General features: G+C 67.5%; 17 protein-coding genes and 1 tRNA gene. 10 read left to right on the top strand and 8 right to left on the bottom strand.

Going from position 1 to position 22,638, the window contains the following annotated elements; all coding sequences use genetic code 11:
• Positions 1-6: 6 nt before the first annotated feature.
• The 3 genes from ACFVVC_RS05905 to ACFVVC_RS05895 are packed head-to-tail and all read left to right on the top strand — an operon-like array spanning position 7 to position 2,479.
• Positions 7-900: a sulfurtransferase gene (locus ACFVVC_RS05905; RefSeq protein ID WP_387450143.1), complete on the top strand. Its 894-nt coding sequence runs from the start codon at positions 7-9 to the stop codon at positions 898-900.
• The gene (locus tag ACFVVC_RS05900) at positions 897-2,054 is read left to right on the top strand and encodes an NAD(P)-dependent alcohol dehydrogenase (protein WP_387450142.1); all 1,158 of its coding nucleotides are present in this window, start codon (positions 897-899) and stop codon (positions 2,052-2,054) included. Before ACFVVC_RS05905 ends, ACFVVC_RS05900 begins: the two co-directional genes overlap by 4 nt.
• A complete protein-coding gene (locus ACFVVC_RS05895) occupies positions 2,051-2,479 on the top strand; it encodes an HIT family protein (RefSeq protein WP_387450140.1) in 429 nt (142 codons plus the stop codon). Before ACFVVC_RS05900 ends, ACFVVC_RS05895 begins: the two co-directional genes overlap by 4 nt.
• Before the next feature lie 12 nt (positions 2,480-2,491).
• On the opposite strand, the gene ACFVVC_RS05890 is transcribed toward ACFVVC_RS05895, so the two are convergent.
• From ACFVVC_RS05890 to ACFVVC_RS05875, 4 genes are all read right to left on the bottom strand, one after another.
• Positions 2,492-3,475: a beta-ketoacyl-ACP synthase III gene (locus ACFVVC_RS05890; RefSeq protein ID WP_387450138.1), complete on the bottom strand. Its 984-nt coding sequence runs from the start codon at positions 3,473-3,475 to the stop codon at positions 2,492-2,494.
• Between the two features lie 27 nt (positions 3,476-3,502).
• The gene (gene hrpA, locus ACFVVC_RS05885; protein ID WP_387450136.1) at positions 3,503-7,489 is read right to left on the bottom strand and encodes an ATP-dependent RNA helicase HrpA; all 3,987 of its coding nucleotides are present in this window, start codon (positions 7,487-7,489) and stop codon (positions 3,503-3,505) included.
• A gap of 64 nt (positions 7,490-7,553) precedes the next feature.
• The gene (locus tag ACFVVC_RS05880) at positions 7,554-7,892 is read right to left on the bottom strand and encodes a protealysin inhibitor emfourin (protein ID WP_387450134.1); all 339 of its coding nucleotides are present in this window, start codon (positions 7,890-7,892) and stop codon (positions 7,554-7,556) included.
• 60 nt (positions 7,893-7,952) lie between these two features.
• On the bottom strand, positions 7,953-9,005 hold the full coding sequence (locus ACFVVC_RS05875; protein WP_387450132.1) for a M4 family metallopeptidase: 1,053 nt from the start codon (positions 9,003-9,005) through the stop codon (positions 7,953-7,955).
• 127 nt (positions 9,006-9,132) lie between these two features.
• Between ACFVVC_RS05875 and ACFVVC_RS05870 the strand changes: the two genes are divergently transcribed.
• On the top strand, positions 9,133-10,083 hold the full coding sequence (locus ACFVVC_RS05870) for a cation diffusion facilitator family transporter (RefSeq protein ID WP_387450130.1): 951 nt from the start codon (positions 9,133-9,135) through the stop codon (positions 10,081-10,083).
• Positions 10,084-10,137: 54 nt separating this feature from the next.
• Here the strand turns inward: ACFVVC_RS05870 and ACFVVC_RS05865 are convergent.
• The 4 genes from ACFVVC_RS05865 to ACFVVC_RS05850 form a co-directional block, all read right to left on the bottom strand.
• Positions 10,138-10,213 (bottom strand) — tRNA-Arg (locus ACFVVC_RS05865).
• Positions 10,214-10,322: 109 nt separating this feature from the next.
• A complete protein-coding gene (locus tag ACFVVC_RS05860) occupies positions 10,323-11,894 on the bottom strand; it encodes a ferredoxin--NADP reductase (protein ID WP_387450128.1) in 1,572 nt (523 codons plus the stop codon).
• A complete protein-coding gene (locus ACFVVC_RS05855) occupies positions 11,891-12,763 on the bottom strand; it encodes an FAD:protein FMN transferase (protein ID WP_387450126.1) in 873 nt (290 codons plus the stop codon). Before ACFVVC_RS05855 ends, ACFVVC_RS05860 begins: the two co-directional genes overlap by 4 nt.
• A 3-nt stretch (positions 12,764-12,766) precedes the next feature.
• Positions 12,767-13,288 (bottom strand): hypothetical protein, encoded by a 522-nt coding sequence (locus ACFVVC_RS05850; RefSeq protein WP_387450125.1) that lies wholly within the window; start codon positions 13,286-13,288, stop codon positions 12,767-12,769.
• 140 nt (positions 13,289-13,428) lie between these two features.
• Here ACFVVC_RS05850 and argS point away from each other — a divergent pair, with 140 nt between their 5' ends.
• The 6 genes from argS to rho all read left to right on the top strand — a co-directional run bounded on the left by argS (position 13,429) and on the right by rho (position 22,411).
• Positions 13,429-15,093: an arginine--tRNA ligase gene (gene argS, locus ACFVVC_RS05845; RefSeq protein ID WP_387450123.1), complete on the top strand. Its 1,665-nt coding sequence runs from the start codon at positions 13,429-13,431 to the stop codon at positions 15,091-15,093.
• Positions 15,090-16,568: a diaminopimelate decarboxylase gene (lysA, locus tag ACFVVC_RS05840; RefSeq protein ID WP_387450120.1), complete on the top strand. Its 1,479-nt coding sequence runs from the start codon at positions 15,090-15,092 to the stop codon at positions 16,566-16,568. The genes argS and lysA overlap by 4 nt, the downstream gene beginning before the upstream one ends.
• A complete protein-coding gene (locus tag ACFVVC_RS05835; RefSeq protein ID WP_018760135.1) occupies positions 16,569-17,885 on the top strand; it encodes a homoserine dehydrogenase in 1,317 nt (438 codons plus the stop codon). It abuts the gene before it with no gap.
• Positions 17,886-18,992 carry a threonine synthase gene (thrC, locus tag ACFVVC_RS05830; protein ID WP_018760134.1) on the top strand — a complete coding sequence of 369 codons (1,107 nt, stop codon included), beginning with the start codon at positions 17,886-17,888 and terminating at the stop codon, positions 18,990-18,992.
• A 2-nt stretch (positions 18,993-18,994) separates the two neighbouring features.
• Positions 18,995-19,969, top strand: a complete 975-nt coding sequence (gene thrB / locus ACFVVC_RS05825) for a homoserine kinase (protein WP_387450118.1) — start codon at positions 18,995-18,997, stop codon at positions 19,967-19,969.
• A 297-nt stretch (positions 19,970-20,266) separates the two neighbouring features.
• Positions 20,267-22,411 (top strand): transcription termination factor Rho, encoded by a 2,145-nt coding sequence (rho, locus tag ACFVVC_RS05820; RefSeq protein ID WP_387450116.1) that lies wholly within the window; start codon positions 20,267-20,269, stop codon positions 22,409-22,411.
• Positions 22,412-22,638: the final 227 nt, after the last annotated feature.

Genomic DNA, 22,638 nt, shown 5'->3' with positions numbered 1-22,638 from the left:
GTGCACATGAACCCGCTGATGGATGTCTCCCTCCTCGAGACGCGGCTCGCCGCCGGCCACCGAACAGTCCTGCTGGATGTCCGCTGGGTGCTCGGGGACCCCCGCGGTCACGAGCATTACCTGCGGGAGCACCTGCCGGGAGCTGTCTTCGTTGACCTGGCCACTGAGCTTGCGGATCCGGCCATTCCGGACTGCGGGCGGCACCCGCTGCCTGGCGCCGGGCAGTTCCAGGAGGCGGCGCGGCGGTGGGGGATCCGGAACGGCGACGTCGTGGTCGCCTACGATGACAGCGCCAACATGGCGGCCGCCAGGCTCTGGTGGATGCTGCGCAACGCGGGGTTTACCGAGGCATACCTGCTCGACGGCGGCCTGGCCGCCTGGCGAAAGGCCGGCCTGCCCCTTGAATCCGGGCCCGTCCAGCCCGTGCGCGGCGACGTGGACCTGGGCGCTGGCCGGATGTTGGTGCTCGACGCCGGCGCTGCCGCCACCTGGTCCGGTCACGGCTTGTTGCTCGATGCGCGGGCGGGGGAGAGGTACCGGGGCGAGGTGGAACCTGTTGATCCGCGGGCCGGGCACATTCCGGGAGCGGTCAGCGCGCCCACGGCGGACAATGTGGACGGCTCCGGGCACTTCCTGCCGCCGGCAGAGTTGCGCCGGAGGTTCGAGTCCCTCGGGGCCGGCGGTGACCTGCCCATTGCCGTCTACTGCGGGTCCGGCGTCACAGCGGCCCACCAGGTGGCTGCGCTGGAACTGGCCGGCTTCACGGCTGCCCTGTATCCGGGGTCGTTCTCGGAATGGTCCAACCGCCCCGGCCTTCCGGTGGCGACCGGCCCGGAACCGGGAGGCCCCGGCGCCCCGGCTGGAAACTTCGCAGACGGCAAGGGTAGCGTCGAACCATGACACCTGGACGCCCCGTGCCGCCGCCCCTCGCCCAACCCATTGACCCCGCCGCCGGCTCGCGGCCGGCGGAGGACGACGGACGGCTGGCCGCCGCCTACGGTGCAACCTCCCGGGACAGCGGGCTCGTGCCCTTGACCGTTGCCCGGCGCACTCCCAAACCGGACGACGTCGAGATCGTTATTGAATTCTGCGGGCTCTGCCATTCGGATGTGCACGCCACCCGGGGAGAGTGGGGCACGCAGGCCTACCCCCTGGTGCCCGGGCACGAGATCGTGGGAACCGTCAGCCGGATTGGTGCCGGTGTCACCGACTTCGCCATCGGCGACCGCGTGGGCGTGGGCTGCATGGTGGACTCCTGCCGCGAATGCGAGAGCTGCCTGGACGGCCTGGAACAGTACTGCGAAAGCGGGATGACCGGAACCTACGGTGCCAAGGACCGGAGGAACGGCGACGCCATCACCCAGGGCGGGTACTCCTCCTCCATCGTGGTGGACCGGCGGTACGTCCTCCGGGTCCCCGGCTCCCTGGACCCGGCCGCCGTCGCGCCGCTGCTGTGCGCCGGAGTCACAACGTTCTCTCCGCTGCGGCACTTCGATGTGGAGGAAGGCGACGTCGTGGGCGTCGTGGGCCTCGGCGGACTGGGCCGCATGGCCGTTAAGCTCGCCAAGGCGATGGGCGCCACCGTGGTGGTGTTCACCACGTCCGAGGCGAAAACTGCTGCCGCCCTGGAACTGGGTGCGGACCGGGTTGTCCTCTCCCGGGACGACGCGGCCATGGCCGGTGCCGACCGGAGCATCGACCTCATTATCGATACCGTTGCCGCCCCGCACGACCTGAACCCCTACTTCCGGACCCTGCGGGTCGACGGGGCGCTGTTCCAGCTCGGCTTGCCGTCCGAGGCCATGCCGCCGGTCAACCCCGGCGCATTGATCCGTCGCCGGATAGCCTACGCCGGATCGCTGATCGGCGGCATCGCCGAAACCCAGGAGATGCTGGACTTCTGCGCCGAGCACGGCGTGGTGGCCGACATCGAGCTGGTGGCCGCCGGAGAACTGAATGACGCCTACGACCGAATGGTTGCGGGAGACGTAAAATACCGGTTCGTGCTGGATACCGGCACGTTGCAGGCAGCCGCCGAGGAGGCAGACGCATGAGTACGCTGTTCACCAAGATCCTGAAGGGCGAGATTCCCGGCCGGTTCGTATGGCGTGAGGACCACGTGTCCGCCTTCCTCACCACCGGACCGCTTGCCGACGGCCACACGCTGGTGGTGCCCACCGAGGAAGTGGACCGCTGGACGGACGCATCGCCGGAGACCGTGGCCCGGGTCATGGAGGTCGCCCGGCGCATCGGGGCCGTGCAGGTGGACATATTCAACGCCCGGCGGGCCGGCCTGATCGTGGCCGGGTACGAGGTCAACCACCTGCACGTCCACGTATGGCCATCCCAAAGCATGGCCGACTTCGACTTCGGCTCCGCAGACCAGAACCCGGACCCCGCCGTCCTGGACGCCAACGCGGAAAAACTCCGTGGAGGCCTCCGCGCGGCCGGCTACGGGGAGTTCGTGCCTGAAGGTTAGGTTCCGTAGGGTTCAGCCCCGGCGCGGAGTCATCGCCACCATGCCCGCGTAGGTAAAGCCGCCGCCGAACCCGAACAGCAGCGCGGGGACATCCTCCGGGATCCGCCCGGCATGCCACCATTTGCTCAACCCGAGGGGCACACTGGCCGCGGAGGTGTTCCCGGACTCGGTGACGTCGGTGATGACGATCCGGTCTGTCAGGCCGAGGGCTTCAGCGAGCGGTTCGATAATGCGCAGGTTGGCCTGGTGTGCTGCCAGGACCTGGATGTCGTCCATCGCCAGGCCGGCGCGGGCCACCACCTCCCGGGCGCGCTCCGGGGCCCTGGTCAACGCCCACCGGAGGACCTCCCGGCCGTTCTGCGAAAACCTGCCCGACGGTGGGGAGATGCGCACGGCGTCCGCCATGCCGGCCTCCGAACCCCAGACCACCGGGCCAATCCGCGGTGCGGCGGACGGACGGACGACGGCGGCGCCGGCACCGTCGGCGGTCAGCACCGCCGTCGCGCGGTCCGTCCAGTCCGTGACCGCGGAAAGGGTTTCCGCCCCGACCACGATCGCATGGGTGGCGCTTCCGGTGCGGATGGCCTGGTCAGCCACGCCGAGCGCGTACTCGAAGCCGGAGCAGGCGGTGTTGATGTCCATGATCCCTGGGCCCCGGCCGTCCCGGCCCAGGCCCAGTGCCTCGGCGATGCGGCCTGCGGTGTTGGGGGACCGCTCCGCCGCGGTGGTGGTAGCGACCACCACCAAGTCGATGTCCGCTGCGGCGACCCCGGAATCAACGAGCGCCATGCGGGCAGCCGGAACCGCCAGGTCCACCACGGTTTCGCCCTCGGCCACAATGTGCCTGGTGACGATGCCCGTCCGCTGCCGGATCCACTCGTCGCTCGTTTCCATCATGCCTTCGAGTTCATGGTTGTCCATGACGTGCGCCGGCTGGGCGTGGCCCAGTCCGGCGAGCTCTGTCCCGGCAGGACCCTGGGCAAGCGTGATCTTCATTCGGTTCCTCTTCTCTGGACGGCGCCCTCAGGCCGGTGCCAGTGCCTTGTTAAGCACGGCGCGGATGCGTTTCTCGGACACCGAATACGCCGTTCCCAACTCGACGGCGAACAGGCTCACCCGAAGCTCTTCGAGCATCCAGCGCACCTGGGTTAACTCCCGGCCGGCGCGGCGGCCGGGCAGCAGCGCCGAGACGGCGTCGTCGTAGTCGTCTTCGAGCCGCTGGACCGCGGCCATATTGACGGCGTCGCGCTGGACGTTCCCCGGCAGCCGCTCCAGCCGCTTTTCGATGGCGGCCAGATACCGCGGCAGCTGGCTCAGCTGGGCGTAACCCGTGCGTGCTACAAAACCCGGATAAACCAGTTGTTCCAGCTGGCTCCTGATGTCGTTCAACGCACTGATCAGGGCCAGGCTGGTGGTGCCTTTGAGCTGCTTTTCAATCCGGCGGGTACTGGCCAGGATGCGCTCCACAACCGCGGTCACGGTGAACACGGTGTCGATCAGTTCGGCGCGGACCACCTCATACAGTGAATCGAAGGCCGTGCGATCCCATGGCAGGTCCACCGGCGTGAGCTTGTCGATGGCCGCCAGCGCGCAGTCAGCGATCAGGGCCGAGACCGAACCGTGCGGGTTCTGGCTGAAGGTGAGCTTCTCCGTGTTGCTCAGGTGCTCCAGGACGTAACGGTCCGGGGCCGGCACGCGCAGGGCCAGCAGCCTGATGACGCCGCCGCGCACCGCCTCGAGCTGTTCCTCCGGGGTTTGGAAGACGCGGAGGGAAACGGACTGGCCCTGGTCCACCAGCGCCGGGTAGCCGGTGACGGTGTGGCCTTTGACCATGCTGCTGACCCGGCGCTCGATCGCGCCGAAGCTCCACTCCGTCAGGCCGTCCTGCTCCACGAACCCGGCCGCGGCGCGCTGCCCCGGCACTCCTGGGGCCTGCTGCCGGGCCGCCGGGCCGTCGTCGGACGCCTTGCCTCCCGGGCGCTGCGCCTGGCCTTTACCGCCGGGCGCTGTGGACGCGGGAGTGGCGCCGAGTGATTCGGCGATGGCGCGCCGCGTTGCGGGTGCCAGCTGCTCCTGCAGGAGGGCAAGGTCCTTGCCGTCGCCGAGGACCTTTCCCTTGCTGTCCACCACTTTGAAGCTGACGCGCAGGTGCGAGGGAACTGCATCCCAGTTCCAGGAGCCGGGCGGGATAATCGCGCCGCGGAGGCGCCGCAGTGCCAGCTCCAGCGACGGCTCCAGCTCATCCGTTGCGGGGTCGAAGTCCGTTTCAAGGAGGGCCACCGCCTGGCGGGCAACGTCAGGGGCCGGAACGAAATTCTTGCGGACCTGCTTGGGCAGCGACTTGATCAGGGCAGTCACCAGCTCCACCCGCTGGCCCGGGATAAGCCACCGGAACGGAGCGTCGTCGAGCTGGTTCAGGAACAGGACAGGCACCTCGGCAGTGACGCCGTCGGAGGGGTCGGGCAACGCGCCGGGAGCCACCGGATGGAACTCGTACGTCAACGGGAGTTCGAAGCCCTTGTGCAGCCAGGTCTTCGGATAGGCGGACTCGTCCAGGTCCTCGGCGTCATCACTGAGCAGCAGCGACTTGTCGTAGTCCAGGAGGTCCGGGTTATCGGCCCGGGCCTCCTTCCACCACTTGTCGAAATGGCGCTCGGACACCACGTCGGCGCCGATCCGGGCGTCATAGAAATCGAACAGCGTCTCATCGTCCACCATCAGGTCGCGGCGCCGCATGCGCGCCTCAAGTTCCTCGACCTCGTGCAGCAGCGCCCGGTTGCGGTGGAAAAACTTGTGGTGGGTGCGCCAGTCGCCCTCAACCAGCGCATGCCGGATGAACAGCTCCCTGGCCACCACCGGGTCGACGCGGCCGTAGTTGATCCGGCGCTGGGCGATGATGGGCACGCCGTAAAGGGTGACCTTTTCATACGCCATGACGGCGCCCTGCTTGGTGGACCAATGTGGTTCGCTGTAGCTGCGCTTCACCAGGTCCGGCGCCACCTGCTCTGCCCACACCGGATCGAACTTCGCTGCCACCCGTGCCCACAGCCTGCTGGTCTCCACCAGCTCCGCTGCCATCACAAACGTGGGGGACTTCTTGAACAGCGCAGAGCCCGGGAAAATGGCAAACCGGCTGCCGCGTGCACCGGCGTACTCGCGTTTGCGTTCATCCAGGATTCCGATGTGGCTCAGGAGCCCGGAGAGCAGGCTGATGTGGATCCCTTCATGGTTGCCGACCGGATCCGTCAGGCGCTTGTTGTCCAGGGTGATGCCCAGCGGCCGGGCGAGCTGGCGCAGCTGGGCGAAAAGATCCTGCCATTCACGGACCCGAAGGTAGTTGATGAACTCGGCGCGGCAAAGGCGGCGGAACGCCGACGACGACAGTTCCTGCTGCTTCTCCTGCAGGTAGTTCCAGAGGTTCAGGAAGCCGGTGAAGTCGGAATTTTCATCGCGGAAGCGGTTGTGCTTTTCCGCTGCCAGCTGCTGTTTGTCCGTGGGCCGTTCCCGCGGGTCCTGGATGGTGAGGGCGGCGGCCAGGACCATGACCTCCCGGACACAGCCGCGTTTGCCGGCCTCCACGATCATCCGGCCCAGGCGGGGGTCCACCGGCAGCTGGGCCAGTTTGTGCCCGACAGCGGTGAGGCCGCTGCCCTTGGTCCCGCCCTTGGCGCCGGCCTCCGGGGTGCCGGCTGTGTGCGGTGCCCTGGCCGGGGCCAGGGCGCCAAGTTCGCGCAGCAGGGTGACGCCGTCGTTGATGGCCCGCGTCTCCGGGGGTTCGACGAAGGGGAAGTCCTCGACGTCCTTGGGGCTTTTGGCCACGCCCATGGCGGTCATTTGCAGGATCACGGCGGCGAGGTTGGTCCGCAGGATCTCCGGATCCGTGAACTTTGGCCGGGACTCGAAGTCTTCCTCGGAGTAGAGGCGGATGGCAATGCCATCGGAAACGCGTCCGCACCGGCCGGAGCGTTGGTTGGCTGACGCTTGCGAGACACGCTCGATGGGCAGGCGCTGGACCTTGGTGCGGTGCGAATACCGGGAGATACGGGCAGTGCCCGTATCCACCACATACTTGATGCCCGGAACCGTCAGCGATGTTTCGGCCACGTTGGTGGCCAGGATGATCCGGCGCTTGCTGCCCGGGTGGAACACTTTGTGCTGCTCCTGCAGACTCAGGCGGGCAAAGAGGGGAAGGACCTCGGTGTTGGCCAGCCTGCGGTTGGCCTGGATGCGCGACTGCAGCGCCTCTGCCGCGTCACGGATTTCGCGCTCGCCGGAAAAGAACACCAGGATGTCCCCGGGGGCCTCGGCCGCCAGTTCGTCGACGGCGTCGCACACGGCGTCCAGGGGGTCGCGGTCCTCCTCAAGTTCGTCGTCCGAGGCGTCGTCCTGATCCGATTTTGGCTGCGACAGCGGACGGTAACGTACTTCAACGGGGTAGGTGCGGCCGGAAACTTCGATGATGGGGGCCGGTGTGTCCGGACTGCCGAAGTGGTTGGCGAACCGTTCGGGATCGATGGTGGCCGAGGTGATGATGACCTTCAGGTCCGGCCGCTGCGGGAGGATCCGCCTGAGGTAGCCCAGGATGAAGTCGATATTCAGGCTTCGCTCGTGGGCCTCATCGATGATGATGGTGCTGTATTTGCGCAGCAGCTTGTCTCGCTGGATCTCCGCGAGCAGGATGCCGTCGGTCATCAGCTTGACCTTGGTTTCCTTGCTGACTTCGCCGGTGAACCGTACCTGGAAGCCAACCTCCTGGCCGATCTCCACGCCCAGTTCCTCTGCGATGCGCTCGGCAACGGTGCGGGCGGCCAGCCGCCGGGGCTGGGTGTGCCCGATCAGGCCCTTCTCGCCCAAGCCCAGTTCCAGGCACATCTTGGGGATCTGGGTGGTTTTTCCGGAGCCGGTCTCGCCGGCGATGATGGTCACCTGGTTGGCGGCGATTGCTGCCATCAGGTCCTCGCGGCGCTCGGAAACCGGCAGCTCGGCGGGATAGGAAATATGAAAAGTCATGGCTGCAGACAGTCTACTGCTGCCCGGCGGACCAACCGGCAGGGCCCGGACCGAAGCCCGGCCGTCAGGCGGGCTCGTCCGGCCTGTCCGCGGCACGCGGACCGCCACCGGACTCCTCCGCCGCGGCCCGCGCTGTGTCCACAAGGATCCGCCAGGGACCGGTGAGTGCCTGTTCCGGAAGAGCCGCCCTGCGCCGGCCGGCAGTGATGGCGTAGATGAAGCGGTCCGGCTGCGGCGACTCGATGGCAGCGGCCGCCGCCCGCCTGGTGCTGGGAACCGTATCCCACGGACAGGCCTCAAGGATGGGCTGCCACTGGCTGAGGTCGCTATCCGTCCGGGCATCGACGGTCCATACCCTGGTGACGGCCGCGAGCCCGCCGCTGCGCTCCACCGTGATCTTCATTGCAGGCCCCTGGGCTTTCGGACATTCCGGCGGCCGGAGGCCGGCACGCCGGAACAGTGGCTAAACCTTGACCCTCACAGTTTCCCACGCGCCACGGACGGCGTCATATTCCTTGGTTCCGGCGCCGAACAGGTCCACGGCTGCGCGCACCGTGGCCCGGGCAAAGACGGTGAACGTGGCGGCAGCCGGCAGTGAGCCGCTGGTCAGTGTCTCGTACCAGATCCGGCCGGGCGCTTCCCAAGCGTTGCCTCCGAGTGCGCTGGCCACCAGGTAGAATGCGCGGTTGGGGATGCCGGAGTTGATGTGGACACCACCGTTGTCCGCGCTGGTCCGGACGTAGGAATCCATCGAGTCAGGCTGTGGATCCTTGCCGAGCACGTCGTCGTCGTACGCTGTTCCGGGCGCTTTCATGGAGCGGAGCGCTGCACCTTGGACTTGGGGCGTAAAGAGGCCCTCACCGATCAGCCAGCTTGCCTCGGCGGCCGGCTGTCTCCTGACGAACTGTTCAACGAGCGCGCCGAAGACGTCGGACATCGATTCGTTCAGGGCGCCGGCCTGGTTCCGGTAGGCGAGGCCGGCGGAATACTGGGTGACGCCGTGGGCAAGCTCGTGCCCGATGACACTGACGGATTTGGTGAAGCGTTCGAAGACCTCGCCGTCGCCGTCACCGAAGACCATCTGGCTGCCGTTCCAAAAGGCATTGTCGTAGAGCTTGCCGAAATGCACCGATGCATCGAGCTTCATGCCGCGTCCGTCCACTGAGTCCCGTCCGAAGGCCTCGGCATACAAGCGGTGCGTATGACCCAGCCCGTCATAGGCCTCATCCGCTGCGGCGTCGCCGGAGGGAGCGCCACCTTCAGCGCGGATCAAGGTGCCCGGCAGTGTTTCGGTGCCTCCGGCGTGGTAAATGCTGCGCTTCACCGGTTCAGGCGGTGCCTGGCGCAAACCGGCAGGGACGGCCGGCAGTCCATGAGCACGTGCAGCCTGGAACGATTCGACGTGGCCCAGGGCTTTCCTGGCGGCGCTCGCCGCGGCGGAGTATTGCGGGGCGGCCTCACGGGCCAGCCGCCGCAACAGGTAGGGCGGAACGATGGAACAGAACGGAACATGCATGGCGTACCCCCTCGATTAGGTCTTGTCAGACTACGAGCGGGCACTGACATTCGGCAGAAGGCGCGGCACCCGGACTTGATGGGCCGCGCCGGCGTCCGGAAGCCCGGCAGTTGGGTACGGTAGGCGCATGGCGCAAACCGAAAAGCAATCCAAGTCCAGTTCCACGCTGCTGACGGTCATTATCGCCTTCGCCGCCAATATCCTTGTGGCGGCGGCCAAATCGGTGGCGGCCGTCCTGTCCGGGTCGGCCTCCATGGCCGCGGAGGCAGCGCATTCCTGGGCGGACACCGGAAACCAGGTCTTCCTGTTCTTCGCGGAGCGGCGGTCCGCCCGGCCCCGCGACAAGGGCCACCCCATGGGCTATGGGCGGGAAGCGTACGTGTGGTCGATGTTCGCAGCGTTTGGGCTTTTTACCGCCGGCGCGGTGGTTTCCATCATGCACGGCATCCAGGAGATTATTCAGCCCGAGCCTGCGGCAGACTTCATGGTGGCCTACGTGGTCCTGGCCGTCGCGTTCGTTTTTGAGGGGATTTCCTTCATCCAGGCCTTCCGGGAAACCCGGAAGGCGGCCCACAAGCTGGAACGGCACACCCTGGAGCAGGTCCTCATCAGCTCCGACCCCACCCTGCGGGCCGTCTTCGCGGAGGATGCGGCCGCGTTGATCGGACTCGTCGTGGCCTTTATCGGCGTGTTCCTGCACCAGGCCACCGGCTCGCCGCTGCCCGATGCCATCGGTTCGATCGTCGTGGGGGTGCTGCTCGCCGTCGTCGCCGTCCTGCTGATCGACCGCAACCGGCGCTTCCTGGTGGGCCAAGGCGTCACCCCGGACATCGAACGGTCTATGGCACGGCGGATGTTGGAGCACCAGGACATCGCCAGGCTCACGTATCTGCACCTTGAATTCGTCGGGCCCCGGAAGCTGTACCTTGTCGCCGCCGTGGACTTGCAGGGCGACCATCCTGAGCACGAAGTGGCGGTGGCCCTGCGCCGGATCGAGCGCGAACTGGAGGACCACGAAACGGTAGAGGAAGCCGTGCTGACCCTGGCCACACCGGATGAGGCCGCACTGCATTTCTGATGCGGCCAAAACCGGAAAACCCCGCCGCTTCACTGAAGCGGCGGGGTTTTCCTGTGGTGCCCTCGATAGGATTCGAACCTACGACCTTCTGCTCCGGAGGCAGACGCTCTATCCCCTGAGCTACGAGGGCAATCCGTGTTTCCTGCCGTTGCCGGCGGGACGTCCTAGAGCTTAGCAGGAAGGTGGCCCGCAAGGGAAAACCGTCCTCGTCGGCACGCTTTGGGCCGGCGGCGGCCCCCTCAGTAGCCGGAAAAGGAATCTGTGTGGACGCGGCGCGCACCCGCCCTGCGGGCTGTGCGGCGCAACGCTGCAACGCTCGCCGGGGAACCGGACACATAGACCTCCCGGCCGGCGATATCCGGGACCAGCGCGGTGAGCATCCCCGCGTCCAGCCTTTGACCCGGGGTGTCGGGGCCGGCATCTTCGGGTCCGGGGGAAGCGGGAGCCAGTCCCGGCGGCGGCACGGAACCATCCGCCACCCGGACCAGGACCCGGATGCCCGAGGTGCGGAGTTCGTCCGCATACGCCACCTCGTCCGCGCTCCGGGCCAGCAGCAGGAGCACGGCATCCCGGTCCCGCAGTCCTCCGGCGGACAGATGCGATACGAACGGGGTGATACCGATGCCCGCCGCGACCAGGAGCACGGGCCTGTGGGGATCGCGGGGAAGGACGAAATCGCCGCCAACGGACGTAGCCGTGACTTCATCTCCCGGGCGGAGGTCCATTAGCGCCTTTTTGGCCCCGGACAGCGGCCCGGCCGTCCGCACCCCGAACCGGAGTAACCGGTCGCGCGGGGAGCCCGTCAGGCTGAACACCCGGCGCCGGCCTTTGCCGTCACTCTTCCCGTGCGGAAGATCCAGTTCCATGTATTGCCCGGGCACGAAGCGGACCGGCCGGGACGGTTCGAACGAGAACTCCGTAGTGCTGGGAGTGAGGGGCCGGGTGCCCGCGAGCCGCAGTTTCACCGCGCCGCGCTGGCCGGCCATGAATGCCAGGAGGTTGCCGGCCAAGAGGGCCGCTTCCGGCGAATTCGCAAAAATTCCCAGGTTGTAGGGGACGGCAAACAGGATTCCCACCACGGCGGCCAGGGACAGTTGCTGCCAACGCCGCGGAGGCAGGGTCAAAGGTTCGGTGAGCATGAATCCCACGAAGAACAGCACCGGCCGCTGGGCCACGGCCTGGTAGGCGCCCATGCCGGCCGTCATGCCCGCACGGAGCAGTTCACCGGTGATGACCGCGGTGGCCACCACGGTGAATACCGACGCCATCAGCACCTTGCGGGTCCGGTACAGGACCAGCAGCACGCCCGGAACCACCAGCCACAGCATGGCAGGAGTCGCGGCCCACCAGGTGGCGATGTTCAGCCCGGTGAGCCCGGTGACGAAGGCCCCCGCCGCGGCCGGATTGAAGATGTGCCGGCCCCGCCATGCCAAGGCATATTTCGACGCCGACGCCAGCACGCATGCCAGCGCCACCCCCGCGAGATCCATCGGTTGCAGGGACGGCCAGAACAGGAAATACAACAGGAGCCCGGTAATCAGCGAAGACTCCGAATGGGGGTTCACCCGGAAAAGCGCTGCCAGCCCACGGTTGGTGGCGTAGGTCAGCCCCAGGCACAGTGCCAGGTGTGCCAGCATCTCCGGAATGCCGAACGTCAACCAGCCCAGCACGTCAAGGAGCAGGCTGTAGGCGGCAAGGACGGCCAGGACCAGCAGGATCAGCCGGTACATGGTGAGTTTGCCCACGGCAGAGCCCACCCGGGCGGCCAGGGAGGGAAGCGGGTCCGTTTGGGGCGTTTCCACGGGGTTCATGAGAACAGTGTCCCTTCGAAGGCGGCTGAATAGGCTGCGCTGCCGTCGGAAAAGACAGTCAGCCAGGAAAACTCGAACTCCTCCTGGAGCGTGCCGCCCGGAACGAAGAAAAGCGCCGTTGCCAGGGCGTCGGCCAGCATCGCGGTGTCCGCAAGCGCCCAGGTGGCGACGGCGGTCCGGACCGGCTGTCCGGTTGTTCCGTCGAGTACATGGTGCAGTCCGTCGCCCCAGGCACGCCGGTTTGCCGCGGAAGCACACAGGGCCCGCCCGGCCAGCTCCACGACGCCGATGGCCTGGGCCGGGTTGTAAGGGTGTTCGAGGGCAACACTGACGGGGTCTTCGCCGCGGGCCAGCAGGTCGCCGCTGGCATCGATGATGAAGGAGCCGGCGCCGGCGTCCTCCAGTTCGGCGGCAAGCAGGTCCACCAACAAACCCTTGCCGGCGGCCCCGATGTCCAGCACCACTGGATCACTGGCCGTCAGGTTGGTCCCGGACCAACTAAGGACCGACTCCCAGGCGGGCGCGGGGAGTGGTGGACCTGCCGGCCGGAGCGAGTAGCCGGGATCGTACCCCAGGCGCTCCAGGCTGGCGCCGATCAGCGGCGTCATGGCGCCACCGGTCAACCCGTACAGGGTGGAATAGAGTCTGCCAAGCGCTGCGGCCTCGTCGGGAAACCTGTAACGCCCCGGTGTGCGGGCCATCGCCGCCACCAGCGAGTCGCCCCTGAACCGGGACCATACGGCGTCGAACCTTTCAACGCGGTAAAGGAGGCGCGCCCGCAACTCCGCCGTCAGGGGCAGGGGTGTGGAGATCTCCCAGTCGGTGCCGATCCCCTGGAACGCAAAGCCCTCCCAGTCCGTGCCGGACACCCCCTACTGCGCCTCCGACTTGATCTTGCCCACGGCCTGGTTGAAGCCTCCGCTGGTCAGGGACGAACCGGCGACCTTGGAAACGTTGAGCTCGTCGAGGTTCTTGCCCACCACCTGCGCCGCGATGCCGCCGGCGAATTCGCCCTGGAACTTGCGGGTGTTCGGGTTGGACGGGTGCTGGGTGATCTGCACACCGGTGACTTTTCCCGCGGCCAGCGTCAACTGCACCCCGACGGTCTCCGTGCCGTTGGGCGAGACATAGTTGCCGTCCGCGCTGTAGGTGCCGTCCTTGTAGCTGCCACCGCTGCCGGCCAGGGCGGTGGACCCGCCCGAGGGTGCGGCGGAGGGGTTTCCGGCGGCGCCGTTGGTGGCCGCCGGGGCTTCGGCCGCCGAGGGTGCACAGCCCGCCACGGTTCCGGCCAGTGATAAGCCGGCGATTCCGGCGTAGAGGGTCCGGCGGAGGGCGCCGCCCGCTGCCGGGGAGCCTGCGGGTACGGACGGGCTTGTGCGGGTGGAGGGTCTCATGAAGGCTCTCGTTTCACTCGGGATCATGCCGTGCGGCAGTGGCTACGCTCTGGACAACGCCGGATCGGCCCGAAAGGTTCACCGGGGCTCCGGCCGGCGTTAAATTCTTTGCTGTCACTGGCCCCCGGTAGGCTAGGGGGGTGACTCCCGAAGAACTTTCCCTCGCCATATCCGCCTGCCTCAAGGACGCCGTCGCCGCCGGCGAAATCGCCCTTGCGGAATCAGCGATTCCTGCTGAGGTGCGCGTGGAGCGACCCAAGAACAGGGACCACGGCGACTGGGCCACCAACATCGCCCTCCAGCTCGCCAAGCCGGCAGGGACCAACCCGCGTGAATTCGCTGCCATCCTCAGTACCCGGCTGAAGTCCATCAATGGTGTTTCCGCCGTGGACATCGCCGGCCCGGGCTTCCTGAACATCACCGTTGACGCCGCGGCAGCCGGTGCCCTGGCCAAAGCCATCGTCGAGGACGGCCGGAGCTACGGCACCAACACCGCGCTCGCCGGACACACCGTCAACATGGAGTTCGTCTCCGCGAATCCCACCGGGCCGCTGCATATCGGCCACACCCGCTGGGCAGCGCTCGGGGATGCCATCGCGCGCGTGCTGCGCGCTTCCGGCGCCGACGTCACGGCCGAGTACTACATCAACGACGCCGGGTCGCAGATGAACACCTTCGCCCATTCCGTCTACAACCGGTTGCACGGCCTTCCGGTGCCCGACGGCGGCTACCCCGGGCAGTACATCGCCGACCTCGGCCACGAGGTCCTCACCGCGCACCCGGACATCCGGGAACTCACTGAGGTGGCCGCGCTGCCCGTCATCCGCGCCGCGGCCTACGAAGCCCAGATGAAGGACATCAAGGTCACGCTGGCGGACTTCGGCGTCGAGTTCGACGTCTTCTTCTCCGAGCAGGAGCTGCACGACGCCGGCGCGATCGAGAGTGCCGTGGCGCGCCTGCGCGAACAGGGCCACGTGTTCGACGACGGCGGTGCGGTCTGGCTGCGGACCACGGACTTTGGCGACGACAAGGACCGCGTAATGGTCCGCGCCAACGGCGAGCCCACCTACTTCGCCGCCGACGCCGCCTACTACCTGTCCAAGAAGGACCGCGGCTTCACCGAGAAGATCTACCTGCTCGGTGCCGACCACCACGGTTACATCAACCGGCTCAAGGCGATTGCCGCGGCCGCGGGCGACGATCCCGAGGTCAACATCGAGGTCCTGATCGGCCAGCTGGTCTCCGTCAACGGAGCCAAGCTGTCCAAGCGCGCGGGCAACATCATCGAGCTCAAGGACCTGATCGAATGGCTGGGCAAGGACGCAGTCCGCTACTCGCTGGCCCGGTTCCCGGCCGATTCACCGCTGACCCTGGACCCCGAGCTGCTCAAGAAGCACAGCAACGAGAACCCGGTGTTCTACGTCCAGTACGCCCACGCCCGTTCCCGCGGCGCTGCGCGCAATGCGGTGGCCGCCGGCGTGGAACGCCAGGTGGACGGCCGCGACAGCTTCGAGGCTTCGCTGCTGGACCACGCCACGGAAAACGAACTGCTTTCCTACCTGGGCAGCTACCCGTCCATCGTGGCGAAGGCGGCGGAACTTCGCGAACCGCACCGCGTGGCACGCCACCTCGAAGCCATCGCCGGAGCATACCACCGGTGGTATGACGCGTGCCGGATTGCGCCCATGGGCGACGAACCGGTCACCGACCTCAACCGCACCCGGCTGTGGCTCAACGACGCCACCAGCCAGGTGCTCGCCAACGGACTGGACCTCCTGGGCGTTTCGGCGCCGGAGCGGATGTGAGCACCGTGCCAGTATCCTCGAACACCGCGTCCCCGCTGGCCCCCGAATGGCTGCAGGTCCCGGCCGACCTGAACGCGCTTCACCAGCCCATGTGGGCCGGCAGCGTGGTCCGGAACGCCGGCGGCGCCCTCACTGTAGGGGGAGTGGACGTCCATGCCCTGCAGGAGCAGTTCGGGACCCCGCTGTTCGTCATGGACGAGGCTGACTTCCGCTCCCGAGCCCGGGCCTTCAAGGATTCCTTCGACGCCGCCTTCGCCGATATCTGCGGCGGCGTGGACGTCTACTACGCAGGGAAGTCCTTCCTGTGCACCGCCGTGGTGAAGTGGGTCGAGGAGGAAGGGCTGCGCCTTGATACCGCATCGGGCGGCGAACTGGCGGTGGCAGCACGCGCCGGAATTCCCGGCGAACGGGTGGCACTGCACGGCAACAACAAATCCGACGCCGAGATCCACCGGGCGCTGGACATGAAGCTCGGCCGCATCGTGGTGGACAGCCTGGACGAGCTGGTCCGCGTCGGGGCCATCGCGCAGGCCCGCGGTGAACAGGCCAAGGTCATGCTCCGGCTCACGCCCGGCGTGCACGCCCACACCCACGAGTTCATCGCCACCGCGCACGAGGACCAGAAGTTCGGCCTCTCGATGGCTGCGGACACCACCGCGGAAGCAGGCGTCTCCGCAGCCGAAGAAGCAGTTGCCGCGGCGGCAACCCACTCCGGCATCGAATTGCTGGGCCTGCACTGCCACATCGGGTCGCAGATCTTCGAACCCGACGGCTTCGCGCTGGCCGCCGAAAAACTGCTGCGCTTCCTGGCGGCCATGCAGGACAAATACTCCATCACCATGCCGGAACTCGACCTCGGCGGCGGCTACGGCATCGCCTACACGCCGGTGGACACCCCCCGCCCCGCAGCGGAGATCGCGACCGCGATGGCCGCCGTCGTACGTTCCACCTGCGCCGAGCTGGGCATCGACGCGCCGCGCATCTCGATCGAACCCGGCCGCGCCATCGTGGGCAGCACCACCTTCACCCTGTACGAGGTGGGTACGCTCAAGACGGTTCGCGTGGACGCTCCGGCCGGGTCCGGCGGTGACGGCGGCAACAACGTTACGTATCCGCGCCGGTATGTTTCGGTGGACGGCGGCATGAGCGACAACGCCCGCCCGGTGCTGTACGACGCGGATTATTCGGCCGTCCTGGCCTCCCGGACCTCCGGCGCGGCCCCGCAGTTGTCCCGCGTGGTGGGCAAACATTGCGAGAGCGGCGACATAGTTGTTAGAGATGTATATCTGCCCGGGGACGTGGCAGCCGGTGATCTGCTTGCCGTACCGGGGACCGGCGCCTACTGCTGGGCCCTCTCGAGCAACTACAACTATCTGGCCCGGCCGGGCGTTGTCGCGGTGCGCGACGGATCTGCCCGGCTGATTGTCCGCGGGGAAACCGAAGAAGATCTTTTGAACCGCGACATGGGAGCCTGAATGACGGAAATGCGAACCCTGAAAGTGGCCCTGCTGGGCTGTGGCAACGTAGGGGCCCAGGTTGCGCGGATCCTGCTTGAGGACGCCGACGCCCTTGCCGCCCGCGCCGGGGCACGCCTTCAGCTCAGCGGCATTGCCGTGCGCAACGTCAACGGCCACCGCGACGTCGAACTGCCCCAGGAACTCTTCACCACCGACGCCGGGACCCTGGTCAAGGACGCGGACCTGGTGATTGAACTGATGGGCGGCATCGAACCGGCGCGCACCCTGATCCTCTCTGCGCTGCAGAACGGCGCCTGCGTGGTGACCGGGAACAAGGCCCTGCTGGCGCAGGATGGCCCAACGCTCTACGAAGAGGCAGACAAAGCCGGCGTCCAGCTCTCCTATGAAGCCGCCGTCGCCGGAGCCATCCCGATCCTCCGCCCCATCCGCGACAGCCTCTCCGGCGACCGGATCACCCGGGTGCTGGGCATCGTCAACGGCACCACCAACTTCATCCTCGACCAGATGGATTCAACAGGTGCCCAGTTCGCGGACGCCCTCGCCGAAGCCCAGCGCCTCGGCTACGCCGAAGCGGACCCCACCGCCGACGTCGAAGGGCACGACGCCGCGGCGAAGGCCGCCATCCTGGCGTCGCTGTCGTTCCACACACGGTTCGCGCTGGAGAACGTCCACTGCGAAGGGATTTCCGCCGTCACGGCCTCTGACATCGCCGCGGCCAAAGACGCCGGCTTCGTCATCAAGCTGCTGGCCATCGCGGAGAAACTGACCGGTGCCGACGGCAAGGAAGGCGTGTCCGTCCGGGTCCACCCCACCCTGCTGCCGCGCGAGCACCCGCTGGCGGCCGTGCGCGGCGCCTTCAACGCCGTCTTCATCGAGGCCGAAAACGCCGGCGAGCTGATGTTCTACGGCCAGGGCGCCGGCGGTACTCCCACCGCGTCCGCCGTGATGGGAGACCTCGTTTCCGCCGCACGCCGACTGGTCCTGGGCGGACCGCAGCGCACCGAGACCACCACCGGCCACGTCCCGGCGCTGCCCATCGAGGCGGCAACCACCAGCTACTACATCGGGCTGGACGTCGCCGACCAGCCCGGCGTACTGGCCCGGATCGCCCAGCTCTTTGCCGAGCACGGCGTGTCCATCGAAATCATGCGGCAAACCATCCACCGCGACGCCGAATCCAACGTGGAGTCGGCCGAGCTGCGGATCGTCACCCACCGCGCGTCAGAGGCTGCCCTCGCAGCCACCGTCGAGGCCGTGAAGGGCCTGGACGTCATCAATTCAGTTACATCCGTTCTGCGGGTAGAAGGAGTCTAAGTGGCTCACCAATGGCGCGGCGTCATCCGCGAATACGCTGACCGTCTGCCCGTGACGGAGTCCACCAGGGTCATCACCCTGGGCGAGGGCGGCACCCCGCTGGTGCACGCGCAGAAGCTGTCCGAACTCACCGGCTCCCAGGTCTACCTGAAGGTGGAGGGGATGAACCCCACCGGATCCTTCAAGGACCGCGGCATGACCATGGCCATGACGGCGGCCGTGGCTTCCGGCGCCAAGGCCGTGGTGTGCGCCTCCACCGGCAACACCTCCGCTTCCGCTGCCGCCTACGCCACCGCCGCCGGGCTGAAATGCGCCGTCCTGGTGCCCGAAGGCAAGATCTCCATGGGCAAGCTCAGCCAGGCCATCGCGCACGGCGCCACCTTGCTGCAGGTTGACGGCAACTTCGACAACTGCCTGGACATCGCCCGCAAGCTGGGGGAGTCCTACCCCGTCTTCCTGGTCAACTCCGTCAACCCTGCCCGCATCCAGGGCCAGAAGACCGGCGCCTTCGAAGTGGTGGACGCCCTGGGCGACGCACCGGACATCCACGTCCTGCCGGTGGGCAACGCCGGCAACATCACCGCCTACTGGAAGGGCTACAAGGAGTACTCCGCACCGTTTGAGTCGGAGACCGCCGGGACGCTGCCCGCCGTCTCCACCAAGACGCCTGCCATGTGGGGCTTCCAGGCTGCCGGAGCCGCCCCCTTCGTCGCCGGGCACCCCATCACCGAGCCGGACACCATCGCCACTGCCATCCGCATCGGCAACCCCGCATCCTGGGACGGAGCGGTAGGCGCACGCGACGAGTCCGGCGGACTCATCGACGCCGTCACGGACGAGGAAATCCTGCACGCCCACCGCTGGCTGTCGGCAAAGGAGGGCGTCTTCGTGGAGCCCGGCTCCGCCGCCGGCGTGGCGGGCCTGCTCAAGAAGCACGCCGCAGGTGAAGTCCCGGGTGGGAAGACCATCGTCATCACCGTCACCGGGCACGGCCTCAAGGACCCGCAGTGGGCCCTGCGCACCGAAGACGGCAGCGACGTGCAGCCAGTCAAGGTGCCCAACGACGTCGTCACCGTAGCCGCTGAGCTGGGACTGGAAGAAAAGTAGCCTTGGACGCCACCTCGCAGGCCGCCGTCGGGCTGCACCTCATCGAGCCGGGCCAGCGCGTCACCGTCCGCGTCCCCGCGACGTCGGCCAACCTTGGCCCCGGTTACGACAGTCTGGGGCTTGCCCTGGCCCTGCACGACACCCTCACCGTGGAAAGCCTGGACACGGACGAACTGTTGTTCGAGCTCCGCGGCGAGGGTGCCGAAACGCTGCCCCGCGATGCCAGCCACCTGGTCATCCGCGCCATGGATGCGGCGTTCGAGCGGCTGGGTTACCGCCACGGCGGCCTGAAGGTGACCGCCGAGAACGTCAACCCGCACGGGCGCGGGCTCGGTTCCTCCGCCTCTGCCGTGGTGGCCGCCGTCTCTGCCGCCAACGCCATGGTGCCTGCCGGCAGCCGACGCGGAAAGGACTGGATCCTCCAGCTCACCAGCGAACTGGAGGGCCACCCGGACAACGTCGCACCCGCGATATTCGGCGGACTGGCGCTGTCATGGCAGGACAGTGAGCAGTACAGCAGCACCAGTGCCGCCGTGGCCGGGGACGTCATTCCCATCGTCGCCGTGCCGGACTTCGAACTGTCCACGGAAGCGGCCCGGGCACTGCTCCCGGCCTCCGTGGGACACCACGCTGCGGCGATGAATTCCGGCCGTGCAGCGCTGCTGATCCATGCGCTTACCCAAAAACCTGAATTCCTGTTGCCGGGCACCGAAGACTACCTGCACCAGAGCTACCGTGCAGAGGCCATGCGGCCCAGTGCGGCGCTGATCGGCGCCCTGCGCAAAGCGGGCTACGCCGCGGTGGTCTCCGGTGCCGGCCCCACCGTGCTGGTGCTGGCGAACGGCGGGGCCCAGGCAGGGGACGCACTGGCCTTCATCGAGTCCTTCACCGCAAACAACACGCCGGATATTGGCTGGCGCGTACTGAAGCTCGCGGTGGACGTTGAAGGTGCTAAGGTGGACATGCACCGGCGGTAATTCCGCCTATCTGATCTGCTCGTGCATTCAGTTGCTGTTTTGATCTACCGACTGTGAATGTATTCCGGTGCCGCCTGCTTGGTCTGTCGCAGGAAATTGCAGCATCCAACTGCCCCTGAACCGTCAGCCCGGCGTTGCTCCATGAGTGCAGCGCAAGGTGAATCAGTATCCGGCCCTGCTGGCCGAAATCCATCCGGCAAGGCCGAAAAATCCCGGCTGCAGATCTGAACTGCAGCCCAGATCAAATCATCGCGTCCAGCTCCTCGTCTGGACGCCGTCGAGGGGGAAGGATCCTTCGTGACCGAAACCACTGAGCTGTCACCAGCTGTGGACCACACAACTTCTGCTGCCGAATCATCGGCTGCACCCGCCAAGAGCAGCGGCCTTGCAGGCCTGAAGCTCGCCCAGCTGCAGGCCCTTGCCAGCCAGCTCGGTATCTCCGGCGGCTCCCGCATGCGCAAGGGGGACCTGGTCTCGGCCATTTCCGCCCACCGTGCCGGAACCCTCACCGCCAAGGCTCCTGCCAAGGCAACCGTCAAGGCCCCGGAGATCGCCGTGGCCCCGGCCACCGCAGCCGCCCCGGCGGCCGCTTCGGAAGCTCCCGCCGCTGAGGCCCCCGCCGCAGAAGGCACCCGGGCCCGTGGCCGTGGCCGCAGCCGCCGCGCTGTCAGTGACGGCGTGGTTGCCCCGGCAGCCGCGGCTCCCGTCGTCGAAACCGCTGCTGCGCCTGCCGCCGAGGCGCCGTCGGCCGTGTCCGCCGAAACCACCGAGGGCACGGAAAGCGCCACCGAGCGCCGCCAGCCCCGCACCCGCAACCGCCGCCGCAGCGAGGCCGCTGCAGCCTCCGTCCAGGAAGCTCCGGTGGAAACCCCGGCAGAGCAGCCGGCCACGGAACAGCGTTCGGGCGAGCAGCGCACCGAAGCCCCCGCAGCCGACTCCGGCGACGCCGGCCAGCGCACCGAACGCCGTGACGGCGGCCGCACCCGCGGCGGCCGCGACACCACCTCCCGGGATTCCGACGGCGGCCGGGACAACGCCGGCAGCCGCGACGCCGGCCAGCGTGACGGCAACCGCGACAGCGGCCGCGACAACGACGACACCGACGGCGGCAGCCGCCGCAACCGCCGGAACCGCCGCGACCGGAACGACCGCAACGACCGCTCCGGCGGCCAGGACCGCGACAACTCGCGCAACGACCGCTTCCGCGACCGCAACGACCGCCGCCGCGGGCGCAACCAGGGACCGGACGTCGACGACGTCGAGGTCACTGAAGACGACGTCCTGCTTCCGGTCGCCGGCATCCTGGACGTGCTGGAGAACTACGCGTTTATCCGCACCTCCGGCTACCTTCCGGGTCCCAACGACGTCTACGTCTCGCTCGCCCAGGTCAAGAAGTACAACCTGCGCAAGGGCGACGCCGTCGTCGGCGCCATCCGCGCCCCGCGCGAAGGCGAAGACCGCAGCAACCAGCAGTCCAACCGCCAGAAGTTCAACGCCCTGGTCCGCGTCACCTCCGTCAACGGCAAGACCGCCGAAGAACTCAAGGACCGCGTCGAGTTTGCCAAGCTGGTGCCGCTCTACCCCTCCGAGCGACTCCGCCTCGAGACCGACCCCAAGAAAATCGGTCCCCGGGTCATCGACCTGGTCGCCCCGATCGGCAAGGGCCAGCGTGGCCTGATCGTCTCGCCGCCGAAGGCCGGCAAGACCCTCATCCTGCAGTCCATCGCCAACGCCATCACCACCAACAATCCTGAGGTCCACCTCATGATGGTGCTCGTTGACGAACGTCCTGAAGAAGTCACGGACATGCAGCGCACCGTCAAGGGCGAGGTCATCGCCTCCACCTTCGACCGTCCCGCCGACGACCACACCACCGTGGCCGAACTCTCCATCGAACGCGCCAAGCGCCTCGTGGAAATGGGCATGGACGTGGTGGTCCTCCTTGACTCCATGACCCGCCTGGGCCGCGCCTACAACCTGGCAGCACCGGCCTCCGGCCGCATCCTGTCCGGTGGTGTCGACTCCGCCGCGCTCTACCCGCCCAAGCGCTTCTTCGGCGCCGCCCGCAACATCGAAAACGGCGGCTCGCTCACCATCCTGGCCACCGCGCTCGTCGAGACCGGCTCCAAGATGGACGAGGTCATCTTCGAAGAGTTCAAGGGCACCGGAAACATGGAACTGCGCCTGTCCCGCCAGCTGGCAGACAAGCGCATCTTCCCTGCCGTGGACGTGAACGCCTCCGGTACCCGGCGTGAAGAGAACCTGCTCTCGCCCGAAGAAGTCAAGATCATGTGGAAGCTGCGCCGCGTCCTCTCCGGACTCGAGACCCAGCAGAGCCTTGAACTGCTCACCAACAAGATCCGGGAAACCCAGAGCAACGTCGAGTTCCTCATGCAGGTCCAGAAGACGACGCTTGGTGCGAAGTCGGATAACGACAAGTAGCTGAGTTAGGGGCGGGTGCTGGTGCGTTCGTGCGGTGGGTGCCGCGCGGATGTTCCGCCCCCGCCCCTTCGCGTTGTAGCTGACGTACTGCGTACGTCAGCTACAACGCTCCGACAGGCCCGATGCCACTCCCTGGGCGGAACATCCGCGCGGCAGTTGCGGGGTTCGCTCACCATGGCGCGCCGCTTCTTGTGCCTGATTTAAAATGGGCACAGAACGAAAGGTTT

It is taken from the genome of Pseudarthrobacter sp. NPDC058196 (assembly GCF_042882685.1).
In the GTDB taxonomy this organism is placed as follows: Bacteria; Actinomycetota; Actinomycetes; order Actinomycetales; family Micrococcaceae; genus Arthrobacter.
This window is presented reverse-complemented; position numbering and strand designations above follow the sequence as displayed.